The organism is Komagataeibacter rhaeticus (assembly GCF_011611525.1).
GTDB classification, from domain to species: domain Bacteria; phylum Pseudomonadota; class Alphaproteobacteria; order Acetobacterales; family Acetobacteraceae; genus Komagataeibacter; species Komagataeibacter rhaeticus.
In genome coordinates, this window is sequence record NZ_CP050139.1 from 1312171 (window position 1) to 1335712 (window position 23542).

Sequence of the window (23542 nt, forward strand, 5' to 3'; positions counted from 1 at the left end):
GAAGGACGGGGCGCGCGCGGTGGCGGCGGGCCTTACTGTTCGCTGCTATCGGCGGGGGAGGGGGTCTTGTTGCCGCCACGGCTGCTGCGTCCGGCTTCGGCCCCTCCGTGACGGTGCATGCCGCCGGAGGAAGTGCTGGCGGGTGGCTGTGTGCCCGGCTGTTCACTGACGGTGCGCGGGTTGTTCCACAGCCTGTCGGACGGTTCGACGCGCCCGCCTGAGGGCGATGTGGCTGAAGGCGGGTTCCTGCCCACCTGCGATGCTGCTGAATCAGCAGTGGGGGCCGGGCCAGTCTGCATGTCGGACTGGGCCAGGGCCAGTGCGGGGGTGCTGGCGATAAGGGCTGCCAGCAGGGCTGAACGGATTGTCTTGGCCATTTGCTCATGCCTTTTCGTGTCGGGAAGAATATACTGCTCATTAAAGAAATCATGCGCGGGAAGGTTGCATGCGGACTGTCCTGTCCCGGTGAATACTGCCGTGGGGCGCACCGGGGCATGAAAACACTGCCGTCAATACCATCACGCCTCATATCGTGCCGCTCAGCAGGGTGCCTGTCCCTGCGGGCCGGTCGGGTGGCCGGGTGCGTCCGGTGTATCGGCATGCGGTCCGGGGCGGCTGCCGGGGCTGTCGCGCCGGGTGTCCCGATGGCTGGTCTTTTCTATCTTTTCATCATTATCAAGGGTGGATTCCGGCTCGTCCTCACCCGCGCGGGGGCCGCCATGTCCCGGTGGGGCCGTATGCGGTGGCGTGCCCTGCTGCGGGGGAGACAGCACGACACCACAGGGCGGCGTGCGGGAATGTATGTCATAAGCCATGGTTGCATCCTTTGCGTGGGGGGCACGACAGGTGCATATGCCGCCGGGCGGCAGGTGGCCTGCGCGTGGCGTCAGAGGGGCAGGCAAACGGCCCGGCCCTCGTGTCATGCCGTCAGGAGCTTAACGGTGCGCGGTGGGGATGGTTCTGGACTGTCCGGCGGCGGGAGCCAAATAAATACGCGGGATGCATGCTGCAGCCGTTCAGGCAGTATTGCATCAGTATACAGGGCGGGACCCTATGCGTTGGCGCCCAGTGTTATTATGACGGCATGGGTCGCGCCATCATCCACCATGTCGATCATGGCGCCCGCGGGCAGGGCCGTGCCGTCAAGCGTGATGTGACCTGTCCCCCGGCAGAGCTGGTGCGGATTATGCACGGTAATGCCGTAGGTCGCCGTCCGCCAGCGCAGGGTTGCCGAGAATTGTGGCCACTGGCGCGGAATGCACGGGTTGAGCGCAAGCTGCGTGCCGATGATGCGGATGCCCAGTATGGTCTCGGTTCCCACGCGCTGCATCCATCCCGCCGATCCGGTGTACCATGACCATCCGCCCCGGCCCACATGGGGCGGGGTGGAATAGATATCGGCCGCGACCACGTATGGCTCCAGCCGGTAGCGGGCGACATCGGCGGGGGTCAGGGCATGGTTGACCGGGTTGAGCATGTGGAACAGGTCATGCGCCTGGTCCCCTTCACCCAGTGCCGCCATGGCCATGACCGTCCAGAGCGCCGCATGGGTGTACTGGCCCCCGTTTTCACGTATGCCCGGCGGGTAGCCCCGTATGTAGCCCGGATCGGGGCCAATGGTGTTGAACGGGGGGGCCAGCACCAGGACCAGCCCGTCCTGCCCGCGTACAAGCCGCGCCATGACCGAGCGCATGGCATGCTCCGCCCGTTCCAGCGGCGCCACCCCCGAAAGCACGGCCCAGGACTGGGAAATGGCATCGATCTGGCATTCCGCGCTGGTATGGGCGCCAAGTGGCGTGCCGTCGTCAAAATAGGCGCGCAGGTACCAGTCACCATCCCATGTGGCTTCCAGCGCCGTGGCCAGCGCGCGGGCATGGTCCTGCCATGCCTGCGCGCGTGCATGTTCGCCGCGCGCGCGCGCCAGCGGGATGAAGCTGGCAAGTGTCGCGTGCAGGAACCAGCCCAGCCATACACTCTCGCCCTGTCCCTTCTCGCCCACGCGGTTCATGCCGTCGTTCCAGTCGCCCGTGCCCATAAGCGGCAGCCCGTGCGCGCCCACTGCCATGCCGTGTTCCAGCGCGCGGGCACAGTGTTCGAACAGGGTGCCGGTCCGGGCGGAGCGGGCCGGGATCATGAAGCGGTCATGCTCGTCCATGGGCAGCGCCGGTCCTTCAAGGAAGGGAAGCGGTTCATCCAGCACCGCGACATCGCCGGTCGCATTGACATAATGCGCCACCGTATGGGCCAGCCACGCGCAGTCATCGGAGATATGGGTCCGCACGCCCGCCCCGGTATCGGGCAGCCACCAGTGCTGCACGTCCCCTTCCACAAACTGGCGTGACGCCGCGCGCAGCAGGTGGGCGCGCACGCGCTGCGGGCAGGATGCGGCCAGGGCCATGCCATCCTGCAGTTGGTCACGGAAGCCATAGGCCCCGCTGGCCTGATAGAAGCCCGCGCGCGCCTGCACGCGGCTGGCCAGTGTCTGGTACAGCAGCCAGCCATTGAGCATGATGTCCATCGCACGGTCTGGCGTACTGACCGTGATGCCGCCGGTCACCTGGTTCCAGTGTGCCTCGACCGTGGCAAGCACATCGTCAAGGTCGGTGCCGCGATAATGGCTGACCAGTGCGCGGGCATGGTCCTCATCCACGCCTTCCCCCAGCAGGAACACGATTTCCGCCCGTCCGCCCGGTGGCAGGGTGACCACGGTCTGCACCACGCCACACGGGTCCAGTCCCGCCCCGGTGCGGCCCTGCACGCCGTTGGGATGGCTGAAGGCCAGCGGCCTGTCCAGCGTGCCATTGCGGCCGATGAACGCGCCCCTGTCACCCGAACTTGCGCTCAGGTAGCCGCCAATATCGGCAAAGGCCACGCGGCTGGCATATTCGGGCTTCCAGCGGTTGCGCGCGAACAGCGCCCCCGTCTCGGCATCCATGGTGGTGGAGACGAAGGGGGCCGTCACGCTGCGCGCGGCGCCCAGAACCCATTCCACATAAGCGGTGACGGACAGCGTGCGCGGCCGCTCCGACTGGTTGTGAAGCTGGATGCGCGTGATCTTGACCGGGTCCGTCACGGGCACATACTGCAGCAGGGAACTGGCAATGCCGTGGGCAATCCGTTCAAGCCGGGTATGGCCACGGCCATGGCGGGTCACGTAGGTTGCCTGCGGGTCGCGGCGCGTGGCGGCGGTGGGGCACCACAGCATGCCGGTGTTTTCATCGCGGAAATAGAAGGTCTCCCCCGCGTGGTCGCTTACCGGGTCGTTGGACCAGGGGGTGATCTGGTGCTCGCGGCTGTTGCCCGACCATGTATAGCCACTGCCTTCGGCCGAGACCTGGAAGCCGAACGTATCATTGGCAATCACGTTGATCCATGGCGCGGGCGTGGTCTGGCCGGGACCCAGCACGATTACATAGTCACGCCCCTGTCGGGCAAAGCCGCCATGGCCATTGAAGAATTCCAGTGCCGGCACGGCGGGCATGCCAAAATCCGTGGCTTCGGGCCGTGGCTGGCGTGGGGCTGTCCCGAACGGGCGCGGCAGGGTCCGTTCCGCCTGGCCCAGCTGTTCGGCCAGTCCCCGGTCCGCGTCCAGCACCACGCGCGCCACCGACAGGATCAGGTTGCGCACGGCAGGGGAAAGCAGGTCCGCGCGCAGCACCCGTACGGATCCCACGCCACTGCCCGCGCGCGGCCTGCCATGCACAAGCTGGTCCAGCGAGACCTGCAGGTCCTGCAGGTAGGAGGCCGGATGTTCATTAAGGATGACAAGGTCCACCGCCAGTTGCTTGAGCTGGAAGTATTCATGTGCCAGCAAGAGCATGCGCACGATATCCGTGCTGGCGTTTTCCCTTATGCGCAGCACCATGACCGGCAGGTCGCCCGACAGGCCCTGCTCCCATAAAAGTGGCTGGGGACCCGCGCCCTTTTCTATCGTGGCGGAACCGGCGCGCAGGGTCGGGGCGGCAAATATGACATGCCCGGCCAGTTGCTGGAACAGGTCCGCCATGGCGGGCGTCATGTCCAGATGGCGCAGCTGGACCTGCGCCTGTGTCCAGGCCAGCGTGCGGACACGCTCGACGGCGGCCAGGTCACGATGTGTTTCGATCAGGTCCATCAGGGCGGCACGGCTGGATGCGGCCAGGGTCCAGAACGTGACACGCGCCATGGCGCCAGGGCGGATGGCCGTGCGCGTGCGGATGGAAAAGACCGGGTCCAGCACCGTGCCGGTATGCCCGGCGGGGGGCGCTGGCGTGTCCAGTGCGGCAGGGTCATGCACGGTGCGCCTGCGGCCTATGAAGCGTGCGCGGTCGGTCTCGACCTCGACAGGCGTGTCGCACATGATCAGGTGCGCGACCCATATTTCCGCCTCGTCCGGGGTACGCCTGCGGCGGGTGGCGATCAGCGCGCGGGCGCCAGCCAGGTATTCCGTCTGCACGAACAGCTTGGTAAAGGCCGGATGCGCAAGATCCGCCGCCTGTGGCAACAGGGCAAGTTCGGCATGGGACGTGATCTCGATATCCAGTGTCTCGCTGCCGCCATTGAATATGGAAAGCTGGCGGATCTCGGCGTCATCCTCGGCCGAGACACGTATTTCCAGCGTTGTGGTCACGACACCGTCCCGGCGGGCGAACTCGGCACGGTCTTCATGAAAGCCCACGCCATATTCATCGGGCCGCGTCCGCCCCGGCTGCAGGCCCGCGGTCCAGACCTGCCCGGTCCGGCGGTTCTTCAGGTAGATGTACTGGCCATAATCGTCACAGGTCGCATCCTCGCGCCAGCGTGTAATGGCCTGACCCTGCCAGCGGCTGTAGCCCGACCCCGCCGCGGTCAGCATCACGACGTAACGCCCGTTGGAAAGGAGATGCGTGACGGGGGAGAGTGTCTCGGCATGGTCCATGTACCGTCCCGATGGCGCGCTGATGGCGCGTACGGGGGGCGGGGCCGCCTCCTCGGTGGGCAGGGGCCGTGCCACCGCCCCGGTGCGGGGCGCGCGTTCCTGCAGCAGCAGTTCGGCCGAGGCGATGACCGGGTCGTCATGGAAGCGCGTGCGCATGATCCCGTTCATCACCGCATCCGCCACCGCCAGGATGGACATGCCCTGATGGTGGGCCATATAGGCGCGGATGATGGCAACCGTGCTGCCATCGGGCACGCGCCCGGGTGTGTAATCAAGGGATTCATACAGCCCGAAGCGGCCCAGCGCGCCGGTTTTCTCCAGCGTGTAAAGGTTGGCGACCGCCTTTTTCGGGTCCACCATCGCCGCCAGCATGGTGGCGTAGGGGGCCACCACCGTATCCAGCCCCAGCCCGCGCTTGAGACCAAGGCCGGGAATGCCGAAATTGGAATACTGGTAGGTATATTCCAGGTCCCGCACGTTATAGGCGGATTCCGATATGCCCCACGGAATGCCGCGTGCCTGCCCGTAGGCGATCTGGCGCTGCACGATCAGGATGTTGGTCTGTGCCAGCAGGCTGCCCATGGGCGCGCGCATGACCAGCGAGGGCATGAGATATTCGAACATCGACCCCGACCACGAGACCAGTGCCGCGCCATTGCCCACCGGCGTGATCGGCCGCCCCAGCCGGAACCAGTCATGGGCGGGCATGTCCCCCTTGGCTATGGCAAGGAAGACCGCCAGCCGCGCTTCGGATGCCAGCAGGTCGTAGCAGTTGGCATCCTGTGCGTCCTCCGCCACAAGATAGCCGATGGAAAGCAGCTTGCGCGCGGGATTGCACAGGAACCGGAAATCCATTTCCTCCGCCATGCGCCGCGCCTTGTGCGCGATCACGCCCAGTCGCGCGCCAAGCGTTGCGTGCAGGTCCGTGTCCATGTCGCGCTGGTGGCTTTCCAGCGTGCGCAGCGGGGCGGATATCCAGAACATGCGGTCCGTGCCGGTGGCGGCATCCGCCACGGGGGGCAGGCGGGCCGCCTGCTGGACCAGGGCGCGCCCGTGGTCCAGCAGTGCCGCAAGGCCCGTGGCCGAGCGCGCCGGGGCGGACAGGACGCTGTTCTTGAATGCGGCCAGGCGCCGCAGCAACTGGCGTTCCGCCGGGCCGTGGCTCAGTCGCGTGCCATCGCGGAAGGTCAGGTCGGCAATGGCGATGTTCAGCGCATCAGCCGTACCTTCGCGCCACGGGTCGGTTTCCGGTCCGTTTTCCTGCCAGCGCTGGCAGGTGCTGGCCAGCGCCACGAGGTGACCGGCCAGGTTGCCGCTGTCCACGCTGGAAATATAGGCCGGGTCCAGCGGCTGGAGGTCGGCGGTGGCGTACCAGTTGTAAAAATGGCCCCGGTAGCGCGGCATGCGCTCCAGCGTGGCAAACGTGGCTTCCAGGCGGGCGATGGTATCGGCCAGGCCGCTCCAGCCAAAATCGCGCGCGCTGGCGGTGCATAGCAGGTACAGGCCGATATTGGTGGGCGACGTGCGCCGCGCCAGCACCGGCGTCGGGTCTTCCTGAAAATTGTCAGGCGGCAGCATGTTGTCGTCCGGCGTGGTGAAGGTCTCGAAAAAGCGCCATGTGCGTCGCGCCGTCATGCGCAGGGTGCGGATGTCGGTGCGCGAGGGGCGCGTGCGCGCGGCAATGACCGGCGTGCGGCTGGCCCACATGGCAATGGCGGGGGAAAGGCACCACAGCGCGGCGAACGGCACGGCCAGGAACAGGCTCCACGCTGCCCACAGGGCAACGGCCGGCACGATCAGCCCGGCCAGCATGGTGGCGGGGGCCATGCGTCCGTAATACCCAGCAAGCCCCGAACGCAGCAGCCCCGCAATCTGGGCCGCGGGCACCCATTGCAGCATGTGGCGGCGGGTCATGTACACACGCCCCAGCGTGCGCAGGATCGCATCCGTCATGAGAAAGGACAGATGGGCGAGGAAGGTGATGTTGAGGAAGGTCATCACCGCCGCCTCGGCGCTGGCGTGGCCCAGGACGCTCAGGTAACTGCGCAGCGTGATCCATTCCTGCCGGGGCACCAGTGCGGGCAGCACGGGCAGGAAGGCGGGCAGGGCAACGGCCGCCAGTATGAACCCCGTCCAGACAAGGGCGGCATGGAACGGCAGGAACCAGCTGGATACAAGGGCAAGCAGCACGAGCGGGGTGCACAGCGTGCGCCGCAGGTTGTCGAGCATCTTCCACCGGGCAATGCCCGAAATCCATCCATGTGCATGCCGATGCGACGGCCCGGCGGTGATCCAGGGCAGGAGCTGCCAGTCCCCGCGCGTCCAGCGGTGCAGCCGCTGGGCCGCCACCAGGTAGTCGGTCGGGAATTCTTCCACCACCTCCACATCACTCACCAGTCCCGCACGGGCGAATATCCCTTCGAACAGGTCATGGCTGAGCAGTGTGGCCTCTGGCACGCGACCTGCCAGCGCGGCCTCGAAGGCGTCGATGTCGTATATGCCCTTGCCTGCGTACGACCCTTCGCCAAACATGTCCTGATACAGGTCGGACACGGCGGCGGAATAGGCGTCTATGCCGCTGGCGGAGGCGAATATGCGCTGGAACAGCGTGCTTTCATGCCCCACCGGCAGCGAGGGCGTGACCCGGGGCTGGAGGATGGCGTAGCCTTCGCACACCCGTCCCGATGCCGGATCGAAACGCGCGGCGTTCAGCGGATGGGCGATCTTGCCGATCAGGCGCCGGACCGTCTCCAGTGGCAGGCGCGTGTCGGCATCAAGCGTGATGACGTATTTCACGTCCGCTGGCAGTCCGTGGGCAGGGGGGATGAAAGTCGTGTCGGTCGCGCCGCGCAGCAGGCGGTTGAGTTCGTGCAGCTTGCCGCGTTTGCGTTCCCAGCCCATCCATACCCCTTCGCTCTGGCTCCATACCCGCCTGCGGTGGAGCAGATGGAAGCGCATGGCCTGTGCGGGGGCGTCATATTTTGCATTGAGCCGGTCCACCCCTGCCTGCGCCAGCGCCACAAGCTGCTCATCGCCGGGGGCGTGGGGGCTGTCATGGTCGGTCCAGTCGGTCAGAAGCGCGAAACAGACGGATATGTCGCGTGTGGCCAGGTAATGGACCTCAATGCGGGCCAGCAGTTCGGCCACCGTTTCTTTTGTAACCAGCAGGGCGGGTATCACCACCATGCTCCGCAGATGGGACGGAATGCCGGAGCGGAACTCCAGCCCCGGCAGGCTTGTGGCATGGAGCATTTCCAGCGCCAGACGGTTCACGCAGGCAACGGCTGCTTCCGATACCGGGATGAACGCCACCGCCGGTAGCAGCCATGCCGTCCCGGTGCCGCCGTAATGGGCAAGCCAGAGCGGAATGGCCATGAACGCCAGCGTCAGCCCCGTCACGACCATGCTGTAGGCCATGATCCCCTGCCGGCAGAAGCGCCGGACCAGACTGTGGCGCAGGGTGGGGCGGAAGTGGATGGCGGCTTCCAGCGCGGGCCGTCCCGCCATGAGCAGGTAATAACCGGGATCGGCCCGGCGCGGGTCCGCCGCCTCCCCGGCCTGTGCCGCCCGCGCCATGTCCACCGCACGGGCGGCGATGTCCATCTCGTCCAGCGCGCTGCCCCGCGCCAGTTCCTCCACGGCCTTGCGATACAGGTCGCGGCTGGCGAAATCGGCCTGGGTAAAACTGTCATAGGGGGCGAAAAGCCGGTTGACCAGGCACACGCGGTCAAAGGCTTCCGTCCAGTCAAGGCCCGCGATCAGCCGCAGGCTGGTGATGATGTTGCGGATGGTGGCGTTGAAGGCACCCTGTTCATGCAGGTCGTCGCGCACCGCGTCTTCCACCGTTGTGCCCCGGTCGGCCAGGCGCTGTTCCAGCCAGACAAGGGCGGGGTCCTTTTCCGGGTCCAGCCCGCGGGAGCGGTGGGCAAGCTGCGCGGTGAACGCACAGGTCAGGATGCGGGGGTCAATCATGGCCAGAAAGCCCGACAGGGCGGCCGGCGTGCCCCTGCGGTAGGCATCCAGCCGGTCGGCCAGTGTATCGGCCTCACGCCTGCTGGTGTTGTTGTCCATTATGGCGGCCACCACGCGGCGCAGGTTCTCGATCAGCACGATGCGCAGCGTGATGGGGACCGCCCATAATTCCCCGATGGTCAGCGGGGTAACGCTTTGATAGGCCAGCAGGAAGCTGCATAGCGTATCGGGCTGGAAGCTGCTGTCGGTATGCGCCACCAGCGCCCATGCCACCCCGAACACCCTGGGCAGCCCGGCAAAGGGGCCTGTCGCCAGTTTGGGCAGGCGCGCGTAATAGCCCGGCGGCAGGTCAAGGCCGGTCTCGCGGATCTGCATGTCCACCAGCGCGTAATTGTCCGCCAGCCACTGGGCGGCGGGGGTCAGCTGCTTTCCGGCCTGTATGGCGTCGGCTATCCGTATGTCGGCCGCGCGCAGGAAGGCCCCGTTTTCCGTCAGGCGCCGCGACAGGGGGTGGCCATATCCACCGGGCCGGGGGCTGATGGTCTGGGCGGCCGCCAGGCTTCTGGCATGGGCTTCAAGCCGTTCGGGGCCGAATATCTCGCAGCGCAGGGGGGTGGCGTCGTTTTCCCACGGCATGCGGTGGGCACGGCCGGCCAGCCGTGCCAGCCACGATGGCCATGAGGACGTGAAGGCACGGCCGGGCTGCGAAGGGGGTGCGGTCGTCCCGTCCATTTCAGGCTCCAGTGGCATGCGCGCAGGGGCCGGGCGCGTTTTCCGGTGTGGTTCCTATTTGCGGAACAGGCTTGTTCGTGGCGGTGGTGACGCGGGCAGGAGCCTGCCCAGCAGGCCGGACCCCGCCCTGTCCGCCGGTTGCGGGGCGCGTGCCATGGCCGGTGGGGTGGCCACCGCGCCGGGTGCCTGCGTGTCCGTGGCGGGAACGGGCCGGGCGTGGTGTGGCGTGTGCTGTCCGGTCATGGCCGGTTTTGTGGGTGCACCCATCCTCTGTTCTCCTTGTCGGGGAAATGTGGGAACGGTGTGGATGATATTTCGGGCAGGGGGCATGACAGTCCCACGCATGGGAACGTATTGCCGCCAGTCCAGCATGAACGCGGGTGCATCGGACCCGTTGCACTGGCATCCGCATGTATTTTATGTGTCAGTCATAAATATTCGCCAAATACTTCCGTATGGCAATATTGTGGCATGGATAATGCCGGGGTGGTGCAGCATAGCTGCGGGCGGCAGCCCGCGGGCCGCCTTTCCGATGACAGGGGAAGGCCCGCCCGCCTTTGTGCCACCGTACCCGCCCGTGATGCGTTGGTTCCGACAGGCCGGGCGCGCATGCCGGGCCGTGTGACGGGTCGGGTCCGCATGTCCAATGTAGGGCGCTTTGAGTTCATCCTGCTGCTGATTGTCCTGATCGTGGGGCTGGAACTGGCCGCGCGCAGGCTCCGCCTGCCCCCTGCCGCCGCCCTTGTGCTGGGGGGCATCGGGATTGCCCTTGTGCCCGGCGTACCCGTGATTGGCATCGACCCTGATCTGGTGCTGATCGTGTTCCTGCCGCCACTTCTGCTGGCGGGGGCCTATTTTTCCGTATGGCATGCGTTTCGTGCGCATCTGGGGGGGATATTGCAGCTTGCGGTGGGGGGGGTTGCCTTCACCACCTTTGCCGTCGGTGCTGTCGCGCACTGGTTCATTCCCGCCCTGCCATGGGCGGGGTGCCTTGTGCTGGGGGCGATCGTGGCCCCGCCCGACGCCGTGGCGGCCAAGGCCGTGCTCAAGCATGTTCACCTGCCCGAGCGGATCACCACCCTGCTGGAGGGGGAAAGCCTGCTCGATGACGCGGCAAGCCTTGTGATCTACCGCTTTGCCGGGCTTGCGGTACTGACCGGGGCGTTCAGTCCGGTCCATGCGGGCATGACATTCGTGCTGCTGGCGCTGGGCGGGCTGGTGGTGGGGGGCGGGCTGGGCTGGCTGTGGATCAGGCTGCTGGGGCGCGTGCAGGACCGCATACTCAGCATTACCATGACGCTGCTGCTGCCATGGGTTGCCTATATTGGTGGCGAGATGGTGGGGGCATCGGGGGTGATCACCACGGTGGTGGCGGGGCTGGTGCTGGGGTGGCGGCAGCATGACGTTTTCAGTGCCGATGAGCGCCTGCGCTGGGCGGCGGTGTGGGAGGTGCTGGTATTCGTGCTGGAATCCCTTGTCTTCGTCCTGATCGGCCTGTCGCTGCATGCGATCGTGCTGCGCCATATGGGCACGGCCTGGGTAGCGCAGGATGTGGTCCGTCCCGTGGCGGGCATTGTGGCCGCCGTTCTGGTCTCGCGCTTTGTGTGGATGATCCTGACCGAGGGGCTGCGCGTGGCCTGGCTGCCGCCCCGGGAGCGGCCGGACTGGCGGGAATTCCTGACCTTTGTCACCATAATGGGGTGGTGCGGGATGCGTGGCGTGGTCAGCCTTGCCATCGTGCTGGCGCTGCCCGCCACCATGCCGGAGCGCGATGTCATGCAGATCGTGACCTTTGTTGTCATTCTGGTCACCGTACTGGGGCAGGGCACCACCATTGGCTGGGTCATTCACATGGTGGGGGGGGATGGTGGGCAGGGGCGCGGGCAGCATCACCACCTGTCCGTATCGCAGGCACGCGCGCTGATCGCGCATGCCCAGGAACAGGCAATGCGCCAGCAGGCCTATGATGCGCAGGGGCAGCTTGTGCATGGCCGCCTGCTTGAACAGTATGCCTACCGCGCGGAACTGGCCGAACGTTTCAGTCATGAACAGCAGGCGCTGCAGGGCAGGCGGGATGCGCATTACCACGCCCTGCTGGCCACCATACAGGCCGGCCGGGCCGAACTGCTGCGCCTGCATCGTGGTGGTGAAATTCATGATGCCGTGCTGCACCAGCTCGAGCACGAACTGGACCTGCAGCAGATGACAGCCGAAGGCGGCCTGATCTGACCCTACGCCACGGCCGCCCGCATCACCTGCTCCAGCCAGTCGGCAAAGACCTGCAGGCGGCGCGACAGGTGCTTGCGGTGCGGGTAGAGCAGCGCCATGGGCATCGGTTCGGGTCGCCAGCGGGGCATGACATCCACCAGTTCGCCCGCCGCGATGTGGTGGCGCACGTCATAGGCGGGCACCTGTATCAGTCCAAGGCCGGCCAGACAGCAGGCCACCAGCGTTTCAGCACTGTTCACGCTTACCCGGCCGGGCAGGGCGCGGGTATGCAGCGTGCCGTCTTCCATCCATTCCCAGTCCTCTACCCGGCCGGTGGTGGGGGCGGCGTAGCGCACGGCCTCGTGCCCGTCCAGGTCGGCGGGGTGGTGCGGCGTGCCCCGGCGGGCGAGATAGGCGGGACTTGCCACATTGACCAGCGCCAGTTCACCCATCTGGCGCGCGATCAGGCCGGAATCCCCCAGCGGGCCGACACGCAGCACGCAGTCAATGCCATCCTCCACCAGGTTGACCACACGGTCGGTGACCCCCAGTTCAATGTCGATTTCAGGGTAGCGCCGCAGGAAGGCGGGCAGGGCGGGGGCAACCAGCAGGCGGCCGATCCGGCCGGGCATGTTCGCGCGCAGCAGGCCGCGCGGGCCTGCGGCATCCGGGCGGAACAGTCCCTCGGCTTCTTCCATGTCGGCAATCAGGCGCAGGCAGTGCCCGTAGAAGGCCGTGCCATCGGGCGTGGGGGCGACGGAGCGGGTGGTGCGTGCCAGCAGGCGCGTGCCCAGCCGGTTTTCCAGTTCCTGTATGGCGGCGGAAACGGAGGAGCGCGGCATCTTGAGCGTATCCGCCGCACGGGTAAAGCTTGCGCTTTCCACCACGCGGGCAAAGATGCGGAACAGGTCGATACGGTCCACGGTCACTCCGTATGGCACTATGGGTCTGTTCGTTATTTCTGACAGGTGTTGTCAGGACTGGCTGCTTTATATCCATATCCTGCCTGATAACCTTGCCCCATGAAAAGCGTTGTATGCGCTTGCACACAAGGGATGGAGGCAACCCATGGCGGACCATGGCATAAAGGGCAAGACGGTTCTGATCGCAGGCGGGGCAAAGAACCTGGGCGGACTGATCGCGCGTGATCTGGCGGCGCAGGGGGCGAAGGCCATCGCCATCCACTATAATAGCGACGCAACGGCGCCAGAGGCCGAAAAGACACTGGCCGACCTGAAGGCGGCCGGCGTCAACGCGATGGCCGTTCAGGCCGACCTTACGGCTGAGGGCGCGATGGCGCGGCTGTTTGCCGATGTGGTGGCCCGGATCGGCCGGCCCGACATTGCGATCAATACGGTGGGTAAGGTGCTCAAGAAACCGATCATGGAGACGACCGAGGCCGAATATGACGCCATGTTCGCCATCAATACCCGTGTCGCGTATTTCTTCATCAAGGAAGCAGGCAGGCACCTGAATGACAACGGCAAGCTGGTTACGATCGTGACCTCGCTGCTGGGGGCCTATACACCGTTCTATTCCACCTATGCCGGGTCAAAGGCGGCGGTGGAGCACTTTACCCGTGCCGCGTCGAAGGAATATGGCGCGCGTGGCATTTCGGTCAACGCCATTGGCCCCGGCCCGATGGATACGCCCTTCTTCTACGGGCAGGAAGACCCATGCGCCGTGGCCTATCACAAATCGGCCGCCGCCCTTTCCCCCTTCAGCACGACGGGGCTGACCGATATCGCCGATATTGCGCCTTATGTCCGTTTCATCGTGTCGGAAGGGTGGTGGATGACGGGCCAGACCATTCTGGTCAATGGCGGCTATACCACAAAATAGGCGGTCTGGCGCTAGCGGTAGCCCGCCGCCTGCAGCGCGAACAGTTCCGCATAGCGCCCGCCATTGGCCACAAGCTGGGCGTGGCTGCCGGTTTCCAGCACCCGGCCGTGTTCCAGCACCACGATCCGGTCGGCAGTCCGCACGGTGGAGAAACGGTGCGAGATGACCAGTGCCGCCCTGCCTTGGCGCAGGGCGCGCAGGCGTTCGAACACATCGGCTTCCGCCCGCGCATCCAGCGCGGATGTCGGTTCATCAAGGATCAGCAGGTCGGCATCGCGCATGTAGGCACGCGATATGGCGATCTTCTGCCACTCACCCCCCGACAGTTCCCGCCCGCGTGCAAGCTGCTTGCCCAGCGGCTGGTCATAGCCCAGGGGCAGGCGGCCCACTACGCCATCGGCCAGTCCTTCACGGGCGGCCGCCCTGATCCGCGCGGTGTCTGACAGGGCTTCGATCCGGCCCACGGCAATGTTTTCCGCCGCCGTCAGGCTGTAGCGGACAAAATCCTGAAAAATCACGCCGATATGGGCGTGCAGGTCCGCGGGGTCCATATCGCTCAGGGATATGCCATCGACCGTGATCTGCCCCTCATCGGGTTCATAAAGCCGGGTCAGCAGCTTGACGATGGTTGTCTTGCCCGCCCCGTTTTCCCCCACCAGCGCCACGGTCTCGCCCGCCCCGATGGTCAGGTCAAGGTTGCGCAACGCCCAGCGGTCGGTGCCGGGATAGCGGAAGCCCACTTTCTCAAATCGGATGCCCTGACGGATGGGGGAGGGAAAGGGAATGGTTGTGGCGGCCGGGGCAATGGCCGGACGCAGGTCAAGGAACGCAAAGAAATCATCCAGATACTGCGCCTGGCTGGCGGTCTGGGTAATGGCCATGAGCAGCCTGGACAGGATGGTATGCAGCCGCAGGAACGAGCCGGACAGGAACGTCAGGTCCCCAACCGAAAACCGTCCCCGCACCGTATCCCACACAATCACGATATACACCGCGTAATAGGCGACCGAGCCAATGGCCCCGAACACCCCGCTCCAGACAAAGCGGCGCAGCGCCAGCCTGCGGTTCTGCGCCATGACCGTGGCGGCGGCGGCGCGGAACCGCCCGACCAGGAAGCCCCCCAGCCCGAACAGCCTGAGTTCCTTGGCATGTTCGGCGGTGGAGCCGATGTGGCGCAGATAGTCCATTTCACGCCGTTCGGCCGTGCGGGCGCGCAGCAGGCGGTAGCCTTCGGCATTGAAATGGGCTTCGCCCGCGGTGGCGGGCAGCAGGGCCAGCACCAGCAGCAGCACCATCCACGGGGCAAACGCCATGACGCCCGCGGCCAGGGTGAGGGCGGTCAGGCCGATCTCGGCAATATTGAACAACTGCACCAGCAGGTTGTTGCGGCCCGAGGCCTGGCGGCGGGCGCGTTCCAGCAGGTCCTGCAGTTCGCTGGATTCAAACTGTTGCAGGTCCAGTGTCGCGGCATGACCCATAAGCGAGAGGCTGACATCGTTTATGTAACGCTCGTTCAGCAGCCCATCGACCAGTGTGGTGGCGCGTGCCGTCAGGTCGGACAGGATGATGAGCATGAACTCAAGCGCAATCCAGCCTTCCAGCCGGGAGGCCGGGCCATGCAGGCTCCATGCCAGCAGTGAGGCGGGCGGCGTGGACTGGCTGCCCAGATGGATGACCTCATCAACAATCAGCTTGCCCACATACAGTGCCAGCGAGGGCTGGACCGCCTGCACCAGCCGCAGGGTGATGCCGCCCAGGGTCAGGGCCGGGCTGCACCGCCATATCTGGCGGAACATGCGCGGCACATTGGCATACACCCCGAAGCGGTTCGCAAGACGTGCCCGCCATGGTGGCCGCACGGGGGAGGGGGTGGCCTGTGTCACGAATTCTCCACTCTGTTCTGCCATGGCTGCATGCGCGCCTGCCATGGCCGGAAACGGCACGTCGGGTGGCACCGGGCTGCGGGGCAGGGGCCGTGCATCATTCCCCCTGCCGCCGGTTATATCAACCTGCGGCCGGTGGTACGGGTTTGCCCGTGTGGTCCGGGATGCGGGCCATGCCCGGTATCAGGGGTGGATCAGCCCCAGGCAGGTCGCCTTTACCGCCGCCTGCACGCGGTTGTGGCAGCCCAGCTTGCGCAATGCGTTCTTGAGATGGAATTTGATGGTGTTGTCACTCAGGGCAAGGATATGCCCGATATCCGCCGTGTCCTTTCCCTGCGCCACCCATGTCAGGCATTCGCGTTCCCGGCGGGTCAGCCCTGTCCCCGTGATGCCCGCATGCTTCCGGCCAAGCTGGTGGTAGCGGTAATGGAACTGGCTGGCGGCAAGCTGGATGGCCATCTGCTGGCGGGTGTCGATATGCGGGTCGTATGATGCAATGCTGACCAGCAGCAATGTGCCGGGCGCAAGGGCAAGGGGCACGGCATGGCCGCTTCTGAAACCCATTTCCCCGAATTCACGCAGCATGGTGTCCTGCCGCCTGTTTTCGATATGGATGTCCTTCCAGTCATAGGGATGCAGCCCATGGCGCAGGGGATCGATGACCGGGTCGATATGGTGGTAGTTGCGCGCCACGTAATGCGCCATCCAGTGGTCCGGATATGTGGTGGCAATCAGGTGGCGCTGGAGGGGGTCGGTTTTATGGATCGTGCCCATGCTGTAGGCATGGGGGCCAAGCCGGGAGACCAGCGCGCCAAATGCCTCGGCCAGCGCCTGATGGTCCGGCGCGCCGCGTATGTCCGCCGCCAGATCGAAAATATCGGTGTAAAGACGGGCCATCATGGCTGGCAGTTCCGGCATGGATTCGGGGGATGGCATCTGTGCCTGCGTGTGGTGATGGCAGGGCGGGTTTTCCTATGGCTCCGTCCCGTCGCCCGGGGGCGCATCCGGGCGGGAGGGAAGTGGCAGGCCCAGATGGTGCGTGCCCCTGCGGTCGGCCAGCCGGATCTGGCGTTCGCGTTCGGCATAGCGCCTGCGCTGGGCCTCGGTGCGCGCGTCCCTGCAGTGGGGGCAGCTTACGCCTTCCTCGTAGTCCGGGGCGGCGCGGTCCGCGGGGCTGAGGGGCGCGCGGCAGGCATGGCAGATGTCGAACGTGCCGGGTTTCAGTCCATGGCCCACGCTGACGCGCTGGTCGAATACGAAGCATTCCCCTTCCCACAGGCTGTCGGCCTCGGGCACGGTTTCCAGATATTTCAGGATACCGCCCTGCAGGTGGAACACGTCCTCCACCCCTTCGGCGCGGACAAAGGCGGTGGCCTTTTCACACCGTATGCCGCCGGTGCAGAACATGGCGATTTTTGGTGTACGGCCCTTTTCAAGCAGGGCTTCGCGCCGGTCACGGAACCATTGCGGGAATTCGCGGAAGCTGCGCGTGCCTGGGTCAATCGCGCCGCGAAACGTGCCGATCGCCACCTCGTAGTCATTGCGGGTGTCGATCACGATGGTATCGGGGTCGGCAATCAGGGCGTTCCATGCCTCCGGGGGCACGTAGCGGCCCACGTCGCGCCGTGGGTCCAGCCCCGGCACGCCCATGGTCACGATCTCACGCTTGATGCGGACCTTCATGCGGTGAAAGGGCAGCGCCGGCGCGCGGGAGAACTTGACCTCCAGATCCGTGCAGCCGGGCAGGGCACGGATGATGCCCACAATCCGCTCGATCGCCTCGTCCGTGCCCGCGATGGTGCCATTTATGCCCTCATGCGCCACAAGCAGGATGCCGCGTATGCCAAGGGCGTGGCAGGCTTCGAGCAGCCGGGTACGCACTCCCGCGCAATCCGCGAACGGCGTGAAGTGATACAGGGCCGCGACACGGATGGGCAGCGCGTCCGTGGCCGGGGGGGAAACAGGATCTGTCACAATGGCAACCATGCAAGAAAGAAGACCGCATACCGGCCACCCGGCGGCAGGCCCGGTGCCCGCACGCGGATGGAACAGGCCCGCCGGTCCGGGCGGGCCGGGGCACTCATAACGGCATTTCGGGCAGATTGCACGCGGTCCGATGTCCGTACGGGGCCGGGTACTGCATTTGGCGGCGGGACGTGTTTATATCGTGCCCATATCCGTCCGAACCACTGGGGGCTTCTGCGCGTGAGCGTCACACTTTACCATAACCCTGCCTGCGGCACGTCACGCAATGTGCTGGCCATGATCCGCGCCGCCGGAATCGAGCCGGTGGTGGTGGAATACCTCAAGACGCCGCCCACCCGCGCCGAACTGGATGGGCTGGCCGCCCGGCTGGTGGTGCCGGTGCGTGACCTGCTGCGTGTAAGGGGCACGCCCTATGCGGAACTGGGGCTGGATGATCCGGCGCTGACCGATGGGCAGATACTCGACGCCATTGCCGCCCATCCCGTCCTGCTCAACCGTCCCGTTGTCATGACAGATCAGGCGGCGCGCCCCTGCCGCCCAAAGGAGATACTGTTCGAAATCCTGCCGCAGGCCCGTCCCGCCACGCCGTGACCCTGCCCGCACGCGACCGGACGGTCATCATCATCGCCAACCCCGTTGCCGGGCGTGGGGGCAGGGGACGGGGCGATAACGGATGCATTGCGCGGTTTGTCCACTGCCTGCGGCGGGAGGGCATGCGGCCTGTCGTGCTGTACACGGCGGCCAGGGGGCATGCGCGCATGCTGGCGCGCGATGCCGCGGGTGCCGGGCGGTGTACCCATATCGTTGCGGCGGGTGGCGATGGCACCGTGGCCGAAGTGGCCGATGGCATGGCGGGTTCGGATATCATATTGGGCATCCTGCCCGTAGGTACGGCCAATGTACTGGCCAGCGAGCTTGGCATCCCGGCCGATGCCGCCGGCAATGCCCGGATCATCGCGGCGGGGGGATATACGGTCATCCGGCCCGGCAGGCTGCGTTCCGGTACCGGGGACTGTCTGTTCGTGCAGATGGTGGGGGTGGGGTTTGACGCGCATGTGGTGCATGCGGTGTCGGCGCGGCTGAAAAAGGTGTTCGGACGCATGGCCTACGTAATCAATACCCTGGGCGCGCTGTGGGCCTATCCCTTCCATTCCATGAATGTGGTGGCGGATGGGGTGGCCCATCCGGCGGTTTCGGTCATCATTTCCAAGGGGCAGCTGTATGGCGGGCGGTATGTGCTGGTGCCGCACGCCATGCATGAACGGGCAGGCTTTGCCGTCGTGCTGTTCGGCACGGCGGGGGTGCGGGCCAGCCTGCGCTACAGCCTGGCCCTGCTGCGCGGCACGCTGGCCGGGCAGCGCGATGTCATGGTGCTGGACGCGCGCATGGTCGAGATCATCACCCCCGCTGGCCTGCCCGTGCAGGCTGACGGGGATGCGTGTGGTTACACCCCGCTGCGTATCGACCAGCCGGATCACGCGCTGCGCGTGGCCTGCGCGCCACGCCATGTGGCGGGAAAGCCCTCCCCGTCATAGCGTTTGCGTGATACATCCTTGGCCGCCATGACAACGCAGATGATGATCGAGCTGATCGCCGTGCTGACGGCGGTAAGGGATGACGTGCCCCAGGTCATGACCATCGGGCATGGCAGGCTGCTGCCCTCCGGCCCGCTGGAGACCATGCACCGCTCCCTGCAGGCCGGGGTGAGGGCATGGGTGGAGCGCCAGACCGGTCACCCCATCGGTCATGTCGAACAGCTGTATACCTTTGCCGACCATGACCGCATCCTTTCCAGCGCGCAGGAACGGATGATCGCCATTTCCTACCTGGCCCTGACCCGCAGCCATGCGGGCGAGACCGGATGGCGGGACTGGTATGACTATTTTCCGTGGGAAGACAGCAAGACCGAGGCCGGCAGGACCAGCCTGGCCGGGATCGAACGCCGTCTGTGCCAGTGGGTGGCGGGCATGGGCAACCCCGCCATCCGCGTGCGGCAGTGGCAGCGCTGCGTTACCCTGTTTGCCATAGGGGACATGGGGGTGTGGAATGATGAACTGGTCCTGCAGCGCTACGAACTGCTGTATGAGGCCGGGCTGGTGCCCGAAGCGGGCTGCCCGCCCGAACAGGCCGTGCCGGGACAGGCCATGGACCACGACCACCGGCGCATCCTGGCTACCGCCATGGCCCGGCTGCGTGCAAAGGTACGTTACCGCCCGGTGGTGTTCGAACTGATGCCCGGGGCTTTCACCCTGCTACAACTGCAGCGCGTGATGGAAAGCCTGTCGGGCATGCATATTCACAAACAGAATTTCCGCCGTCTGATCATGCAGCAGCAACTTGTTGAAGAAACAGGCGAAATTGACGAACAGACCGGCGGCCGCCCCGCCAGGCTCTACCGCTTCTGTGGCGAGGTACGCCAGGCGCGGCATCTGGCGGGAACCAGCATTCCCCTGGCGCAGCCCTAGGTCAGGCATAATGTGCCGGCGTGGAAAACCGGATTGACAGTAATGGCGTTTCTCTTTGCAATCAGCCACCCGGTTCCTGCCACTTGGCTTATGCTCAATATGAGCATAAAGGACATGGCCGGAGTGGGAAGGGAGAGCAAGGCATGAACCAGATTACGCCACAGGGCGGGACGGATGCGCTTTATGAACGGGTGCGCCATCTGGTCCCGGCAATGGAGTGGGAGACGTTTCTCGCCGATATCCGGGCGATCGAAACCCTGAAGCGGGAACGCAACGCCGTCATCCTTGCGCATAATTACCAGACGCCGGAAATCTTTCACTGCGTGGCCGATATCCGTGGTGACAGCCTTGCCCTGGCGCGGGAGGCACAGGAAACGGATGCGGACGTGATTGTCATGGCCGGGGTGCATTTCATGGCGGAGACCGCCAAGATGCTCAACCCGCACGGCACCGTCCTCATCCCGGACAGGAAGGCGGGCTGTTCGCTGGCCGATTCCATCACGGGGGCCGATGTCCGCGCCCTGCGCGCCCGCCACCCCGGCGTGCCGGTGGTCACCTATGTCAACACCTCGGCCGAGGTAAAGGCGGAGAGCGACATCTGCTGCACCTCGGGCAATGCGAAGCGCGTGGTGGAAAGCCTTGGCACCGACAGTGTCATCATGATCCCCGATGAATTCCTGGCCCGCAATATCGGGGCCGAGACCGGCATCAGGATGATTACATGGCCCGGCCACTGCGAGGTACATGAACGCTTCACGCCCGAGGAAATCGGCCGCATGCGCGCTGACAACCCCGGTCTGGTCGTGCTGGCCCATCCCGAATGCCCGCCCGAAGTGGTGGCTGCATCCGATTTCAGCGGTTCGACCGCCATGATGGCCGATTTCGTGCGCGGGCATGCCAGTGACCCGATCCTGCTGGTGACCGAGTGCTCCATGAGCGACAACCTCGCGATCCAGTATCCGCGGACGGCGTTCGTGCGTCCGTGCAACATGTGCCCGCACATGAAACGCATTACCCTGTCCAATATCCGCCACGCGCTGGAAACCATGACGCATGAGGTCACGCTGGACCCCGAACTGGCCAGCCGTGGCCGCCGGGCGGTCGAGCGCATGCTGGCCATATGACCGGGCAGGTCCCGTTGCCCGTCGGCCAGCCGGTCATTATCGGCGCGGGGCTGGCGGGGGTCATGACGGCGCTGTCCACCACGCGGCCCTGCGTGCTGGCCTGTACCGGAACGCTGGAGGCCATGCAGCCGCCATCTGCCGCCAGCATGCTGGCCCAGGGGGGCATGGCCGCGGCCGTGGGCGCGGGTGACAGCCCGGCCCTGCACGCGGCTGACACGCTGGCGGCGGGCGCGGGATTGTGCGACCCGCGCATGGTCGCCCGCATCACGGCGGAAGGCCCGGCGGCGGTGGCCCGCCTGGCCGGGCTGGGCGTGGCGTGGGACCGGCATGCCGATGGCACCCTGCAACTGGGGCTGGAGGCCGCCCACGGCCACCGCCGTATTGCCCATGCGGGGGAGGACGCCACGGGCGCCACCATCATGCGCGCGCTGGTTGCACGGGTGCGGCAGACCGGGCGCATAACGGTGGTGGAGCATGCCCGCGCGCGTGACCTCGTGCTGCATGACGGTGCGGTTGCCGGGGTGGAACTGGACATTGGCGGGCAGGAAGTCATGCTGCCCACCACCGCCGTCATACTGGCCACGGGCGGCATGGGGGGGCTGTTTGCCGATACGACCAACCCGCCCGCCGCCACAGGCAGTGGCCTGGCCATGGCCGTGCGGGCCGGTGCGGTTCTGGGCAACATGGAGTTCGTGCAGTTCCATCCCACCGCCCTTTCCGCTGGCGCGCGGGGCCAGCGCCTTTCCCTGATCAGCGAGGCGGTACGCGGTGAAGGGGCCGTGCTGGTGGATGAGGCCGGTGCACGTTTCACCAGTGAACTTGCCACGCGTGACAGCGTATCACGCGCGGTGTGGCGGCACATGCTGGCGGGGCATACGGTGTACCTGGATGCACGGGCCAGCGTGGGCGCGGATTTTCCCAACCGTTTTCCAGCCATATCCGCCCTGTGCGCGGCCCATGGCATCAATCCCGTAACGCAGCCGGTCCCGGTCCGTCCCGCCGCCCATTACCATATGGGCGGCATCATGGTGGACCAGCAGGGCCGCAGTGACGTGCCCGGTCTGTGGGCGGTGGGCGAGGCGGCCTGTACCGGCCTGCATGGCGCCAACAGGCTGGCCAGCAATTCCCTGCTTGAAGCCGTGGTGTGCGGCACATGGACCGGCCACGAACTGGATGGCCTGACCATGAACTCCGCTGGCCAGGTACAGGCGGGTGCCGCGCGGCAGGCGGCGCCCGCGCCCCAGTCCCCGCTTTCCCTGCGGCATGTCATGAGCCGGCATGCGGGTGTCATCCGCACGGAGGCAGGGCTGCGCACCGGCCTGCTGCAGGTGGCGGACAGGCTGCATACCGATGCGGGGCTTGTCTGCGCGGCCGTCATGCTGGCGGCGCTGCACCGGCGGGAAAGTCGGGGTGGCCATTTCCGCAGTGACTGCCCCGATGCGGATACCGCGGGCATTCCCTCCCGTCTTGGCCTGGCCGAACTGCGGACGGGCCTTGCCCGGGTTGTGGCGCAGGCCGGGCCGTCCATGGCGCCCCTGTCAATGAATGAAAGAATGCCCTCATGATCCATCCCCTGCCGGACATCATGCTTGAACCGCTAGTGCGCGCTGGCCTGCTGGAGGACCTGGGCCGGGCGGGCGATCTTACGACCGATGCGGTGATCGTGGATGGAGACACACCTGTCCACGCCGTTCTGGCCGCGCGGCAGGACGGGGTGATTGCGGGGCTGGACATGGCGCGCCTGTCCTTTGCGCTCATGGACGCGCGTATCGAATTCCGGCCCCATGCGCATGATGGCGATGCGGTGACGAAGGGCGCGCGCCTTGCCACCGTACGCGGTCCCGCGCGGGGCATCCTGTCGGGGGAGCGGGTCGGGCTCAATTTCCTGTCGCATATGAGCGGCATCGCCACCGCCACGGCGCAACTGGTGGAACTGGTGCGCCCGTACAAGGCCGCCATTACCTGCACCCGCAAGACGATGCCCGGACTGCGCGCCATCCAGAAATACGCCGTGCGGGCAGGGGGCGGCAGCAACCACCGCTTTGGCCTGGATGATGCGATCCTGATCAAGGACAACCACATCGCCTTTGCCGGGGGCATTACCCCGGCCGTCACGCGTGCCCGTGCCGCAGCCGGGCATCTTGTGCGGATCGAACTGGAGGTGGACACGCTGGAACAGCTGCGCGAAGGGCTGGAGACCGGATGCGTGGATGTTTTCCTGCTGGATAACATGCAGCCCGACATGCTGCGCGAAGCGGTCCGGCTGGTGGGCGGGCGCGCGGTAACCGAGGCTTCGGGCGGCATCACCCCGCATACGGTCACGGCGGTGGCGCAGGCGGGTGTGGACCTGATTTCACTGGGCTGGCTGACCCATACCGTGCGCGTCATGGATATCGGGCTGGATTACCAGCCATGATGCTGTAATAAAGGGCT

General features: G+C 66.1%; 16 protein-coding genes. 8 read left to right on the top strand and 8 right to left on the bottom strand.

The window, feature by feature from the left end:
* Positions 1–32: 32 nt before the first annotated feature.
* The 4 genes from GWK63_RS06020 to GWK63_RS06035 all read right to left on the bottom strand — a co-directional run bounded on the left by GWK63_RS06020 (position 33) and on the right by GWK63_RS06035 (position 9868).
* A complete protein-coding gene (locus GWK63_RS06020; RefSeq protein WP_034930591.1) occupies positions 33–377 on the bottom strand; it encodes a hypothetical protein in 345 nt (114 codons plus the stop codon).
* Between the two features lie 162 nt (positions 378–539).
* Positions 540–815, bottom strand: a complete 276-nt coding sequence (locus GWK63_RS06025) for a hypothetical protein (protein ID WP_007398078.1) — start codon at positions 813–815, stop codon at positions 540–542.
* A 236-nt stretch (positions 816–1051) separates the two neighbouring features.
* Positions 1052–9601, bottom strand: a complete 8550-nt coding sequence (locus GWK63_RS06030; protein WP_099963243.1) for a GH36-type glycosyl hydrolase domain-containing protein — start codon at positions 9599–9601, stop codon at positions 1052–1054.
* 54 nt (positions 9602–9655) lie between these two features.
* Positions 9656–9868 carry a hypothetical protein gene (locus tag GWK63_RS06035; RefSeq protein WP_007398080.1) on the bottom strand — a complete coding sequence of 71 codons (213 nt, stop codon included), beginning with the start codon at positions 9866–9868 and terminating at the stop codon, positions 9656–9658.
* Between the two features lie 372 nt (positions 9869–10240).
* On the opposite strand from GWK63_RS06035, the gene GWK63_RS06040 reads away from it, so the two are divergent.
* Positions 10241–11830: a cation:proton antiporter gene (locus GWK63_RS06040; protein ID WP_034932682.1), complete on the top strand. Its 1590-nt coding sequence runs from the start codon at positions 10241–10243 to the stop codon at positions 11828–11830.
* Between the two features lie 2 nt (positions 11831–11832).
* On the opposite strand, the gene GWK63_RS06045 is transcribed toward GWK63_RS06040, so the two are convergent.
* Positions 11833–12732: a LysR family transcriptional regulator gene (locus tag GWK63_RS06045; RefSeq protein WP_007398082.1), complete on the bottom strand. Its 900-nt coding sequence runs from the start codon at positions 12730–12732 to the stop codon at positions 11833–11835.
* A 145-nt stretch (positions 12733–12877) separates the two neighbouring features.
* Between GWK63_RS06045 and GWK63_RS06050 the strand changes: the two genes are divergently transcribed.
* Entirely contained in the window at positions 12878–13651 is a 774-nt protein-coding gene (locus GWK63_RS06050; RefSeq protein WP_007398083.1) for an SDR family oxidoreductase, read from the top strand.
* A gap of 11 nt (positions 13652–13662) precedes the next feature.
* Here the strand turns inward: GWK63_RS06050 and GWK63_RS06055 are convergent, their stop codons facing one another.
* From GWK63_RS06055 to trhO, 3 genes are all read right to left on the bottom strand, one after another.
* Entirely contained in the window at positions 13663–15558 is a 1896-nt protein-coding gene (locus GWK63_RS06055; RefSeq protein ID WP_050800648.1) for an ABC transporter ATP-binding protein, read from the bottom strand.
* A gap of 159 nt (positions 15559–15717) precedes the next feature.
* Positions 15718–16434, bottom strand: coding sequence for an autoinducer binding domain-containing protein (locus GWK63_RS06060; protein WP_223846659.1), 717 nt, complete (start codon positions 16432–16434; stop codon positions 15718–15720).
* A 72-nt stretch (positions 16435–16506) separates the two neighbouring features.
* The gene (trhO, locus tag GWK63_RS06065) at positions 16507–17520 is read right to left on the bottom strand and encodes an oxygen-dependent tRNA uridine(34) hydroxylase TrhO (RefSeq protein ID WP_007398086.1); all 1014 of its coding nucleotides are present in this window, start codon (positions 17518–17520) and stop codon (positions 16507–16509) included.
* Between the two features lie 219 nt (positions 17521–17739).
* Between trhO and arsC the strand changes: the two genes are divergently transcribed.
* The 6 genes from arsC to nadC all read left to right on the top strand — a co-directional run bounded on the left by arsC (position 17740) and on the right by nadC (position 23525).
* On the top strand, positions 17740–18111 hold the full coding sequence (gene arsC / locus GWK63_RS06070; RefSeq protein WP_050800650.1) for an arsenate reductase (glutaredoxin): 372 nt from the start codon (positions 17740–17742) through the stop codon (positions 18109–18111).
* Positions 18108–19055 carry a diacylglycerol/lipid kinase family protein gene (locus tag GWK63_RS06075; protein ID WP_007398088.1) on the top strand — a complete coding sequence of 316 codons (948 nt, stop codon included), beginning with the start codon at positions 18108–18110 and terminating at the stop codon, positions 19053–19055. Before arsC ends, GWK63_RS06075 begins: the two co-directional genes overlap by 4 nt.
* Before the next feature lie 39 nt (positions 19056–19094).
* Entirely contained in the window at positions 19095–19985 is an 891-nt protein-coding gene (locus GWK63_RS06080) for an NUDIX hydrolase (protein ID WP_007398089.1), read from the top strand.
* A gap of 143 nt (positions 19986–20128) precedes the next feature.
* Positions 20129–21109, top strand: a complete 981-nt coding sequence (gene nadA / locus GWK63_RS06085) for a quinolinate synthase NadA (RefSeq protein ID WP_007398091.1) — start codon at positions 20129–20131, stop codon at positions 21107–21109.
* Entirely contained in the window at positions 21106–22674 is a 1569-nt protein-coding gene (locus tag GWK63_RS06090) for an L-aspartate oxidase (RefSeq protein WP_039998738.1), read from the top strand. Before nadA ends, GWK63_RS06090 begins: the two co-directional genes overlap by 4 nt.
* Positions 22671–23525, top strand: coding sequence for a carboxylating nicotinate-nucleotide diphosphorylase (gene nadC / locus GWK63_RS06095; RefSeq protein ID WP_034932651.1), 855 nt, complete (start codon positions 22671–22673; stop codon positions 23523–23525). The genes GWK63_RS06090 and nadC overlap by 4 nt, the downstream gene beginning before the upstream one ends.
* Positions 23526–23542 lie beyond the last annotated feature (17 nt).

Coding starts and splice junctions, on each gene's coding strand:
- GWK63_RS06050 (WP_007398083.1), top strand. CDS start 12,878: ATGGCGGACCATGGCATAAAGGGCAAGACGGTTCTGATCGCAGGCGGG.
- GWK63_RS06025 (WP_007398078.1), bottom strand. CDS start 815: ATGGCTTATGACATACATTCCCGCACGCCGCCCTGTGGTGTCGTGCTG.
- GWK63_RS06080 (WP_007398089.1), top strand. CDS start 19,095: ATGATGATCGAGCTGATCGCCGTGCTGACGGCGGTAAGGGATGACGTG.
- GWK63_RS06020 (WP_034930591.1), bottom strand. CDS start 377: ATGGCCAAGACAATCCGTTCAGCCCTGCTGGCAGCCCTTATCGCCAGC.
- GWK63_RS06040 (WP_034932682.1), top strand. CDS start 10,241: ATGTCCAATGTAGGGCGCTTTGAGTTCATCCTGCTGCTGATTGTCCTG.
- GWK63_RS06060 (WP_223846659.1), bottom strand. CDS start 16,434: ATGATGGCCCGTCTTTACACCGATATTTTCGATCTGGCGGCGGACATA.
- nadA (WP_007398091.1), top strand. CDS start 20,129: ATGAACCAGATTACGCCACAGGGCGGGACGGATGCGCTTTATGAACGG.
- GWK63_RS06090 (WP_039998738.1), top strand. CDS start 21,106: ATGACCGGGCAGGTCCCGTTGCCCGTCGGCCAGCCGGTCATTATCGGC.
- GWK63_RS06035 (WP_007398080.1), bottom strand. CDS start 9,868: ATGGGTGCACCCACAAAACCGGCCATGACCGGACAGCACACGCCACAC.
- trhO (WP_007398086.1), bottom strand. CDS start 17,520: ATGGTTGCCATTGTGACAGATCCTGTTTCCCCCCCGGCCACGGACGCG.
- nadC (WP_034932651.1), top strand. CDS start 22,671: ATGATCCATCCCCTGCCGGACATCATGCTTGAACCGCTAGTGCGCGCT.
- GWK63_RS06055 (WP_050800648.1), bottom strand. CDS start 15,558: ATGGCAGAACAGAGTGGAGAATTCGTGACACAGGCCACCCCCTCCCCC.
- GWK63_RS06030 (WP_099963243.1), bottom strand. CDS start 9,601: ATGGACGGGACGACCGCACCCCCTTCGCAGCCCGGCCGTGCCTTCACG.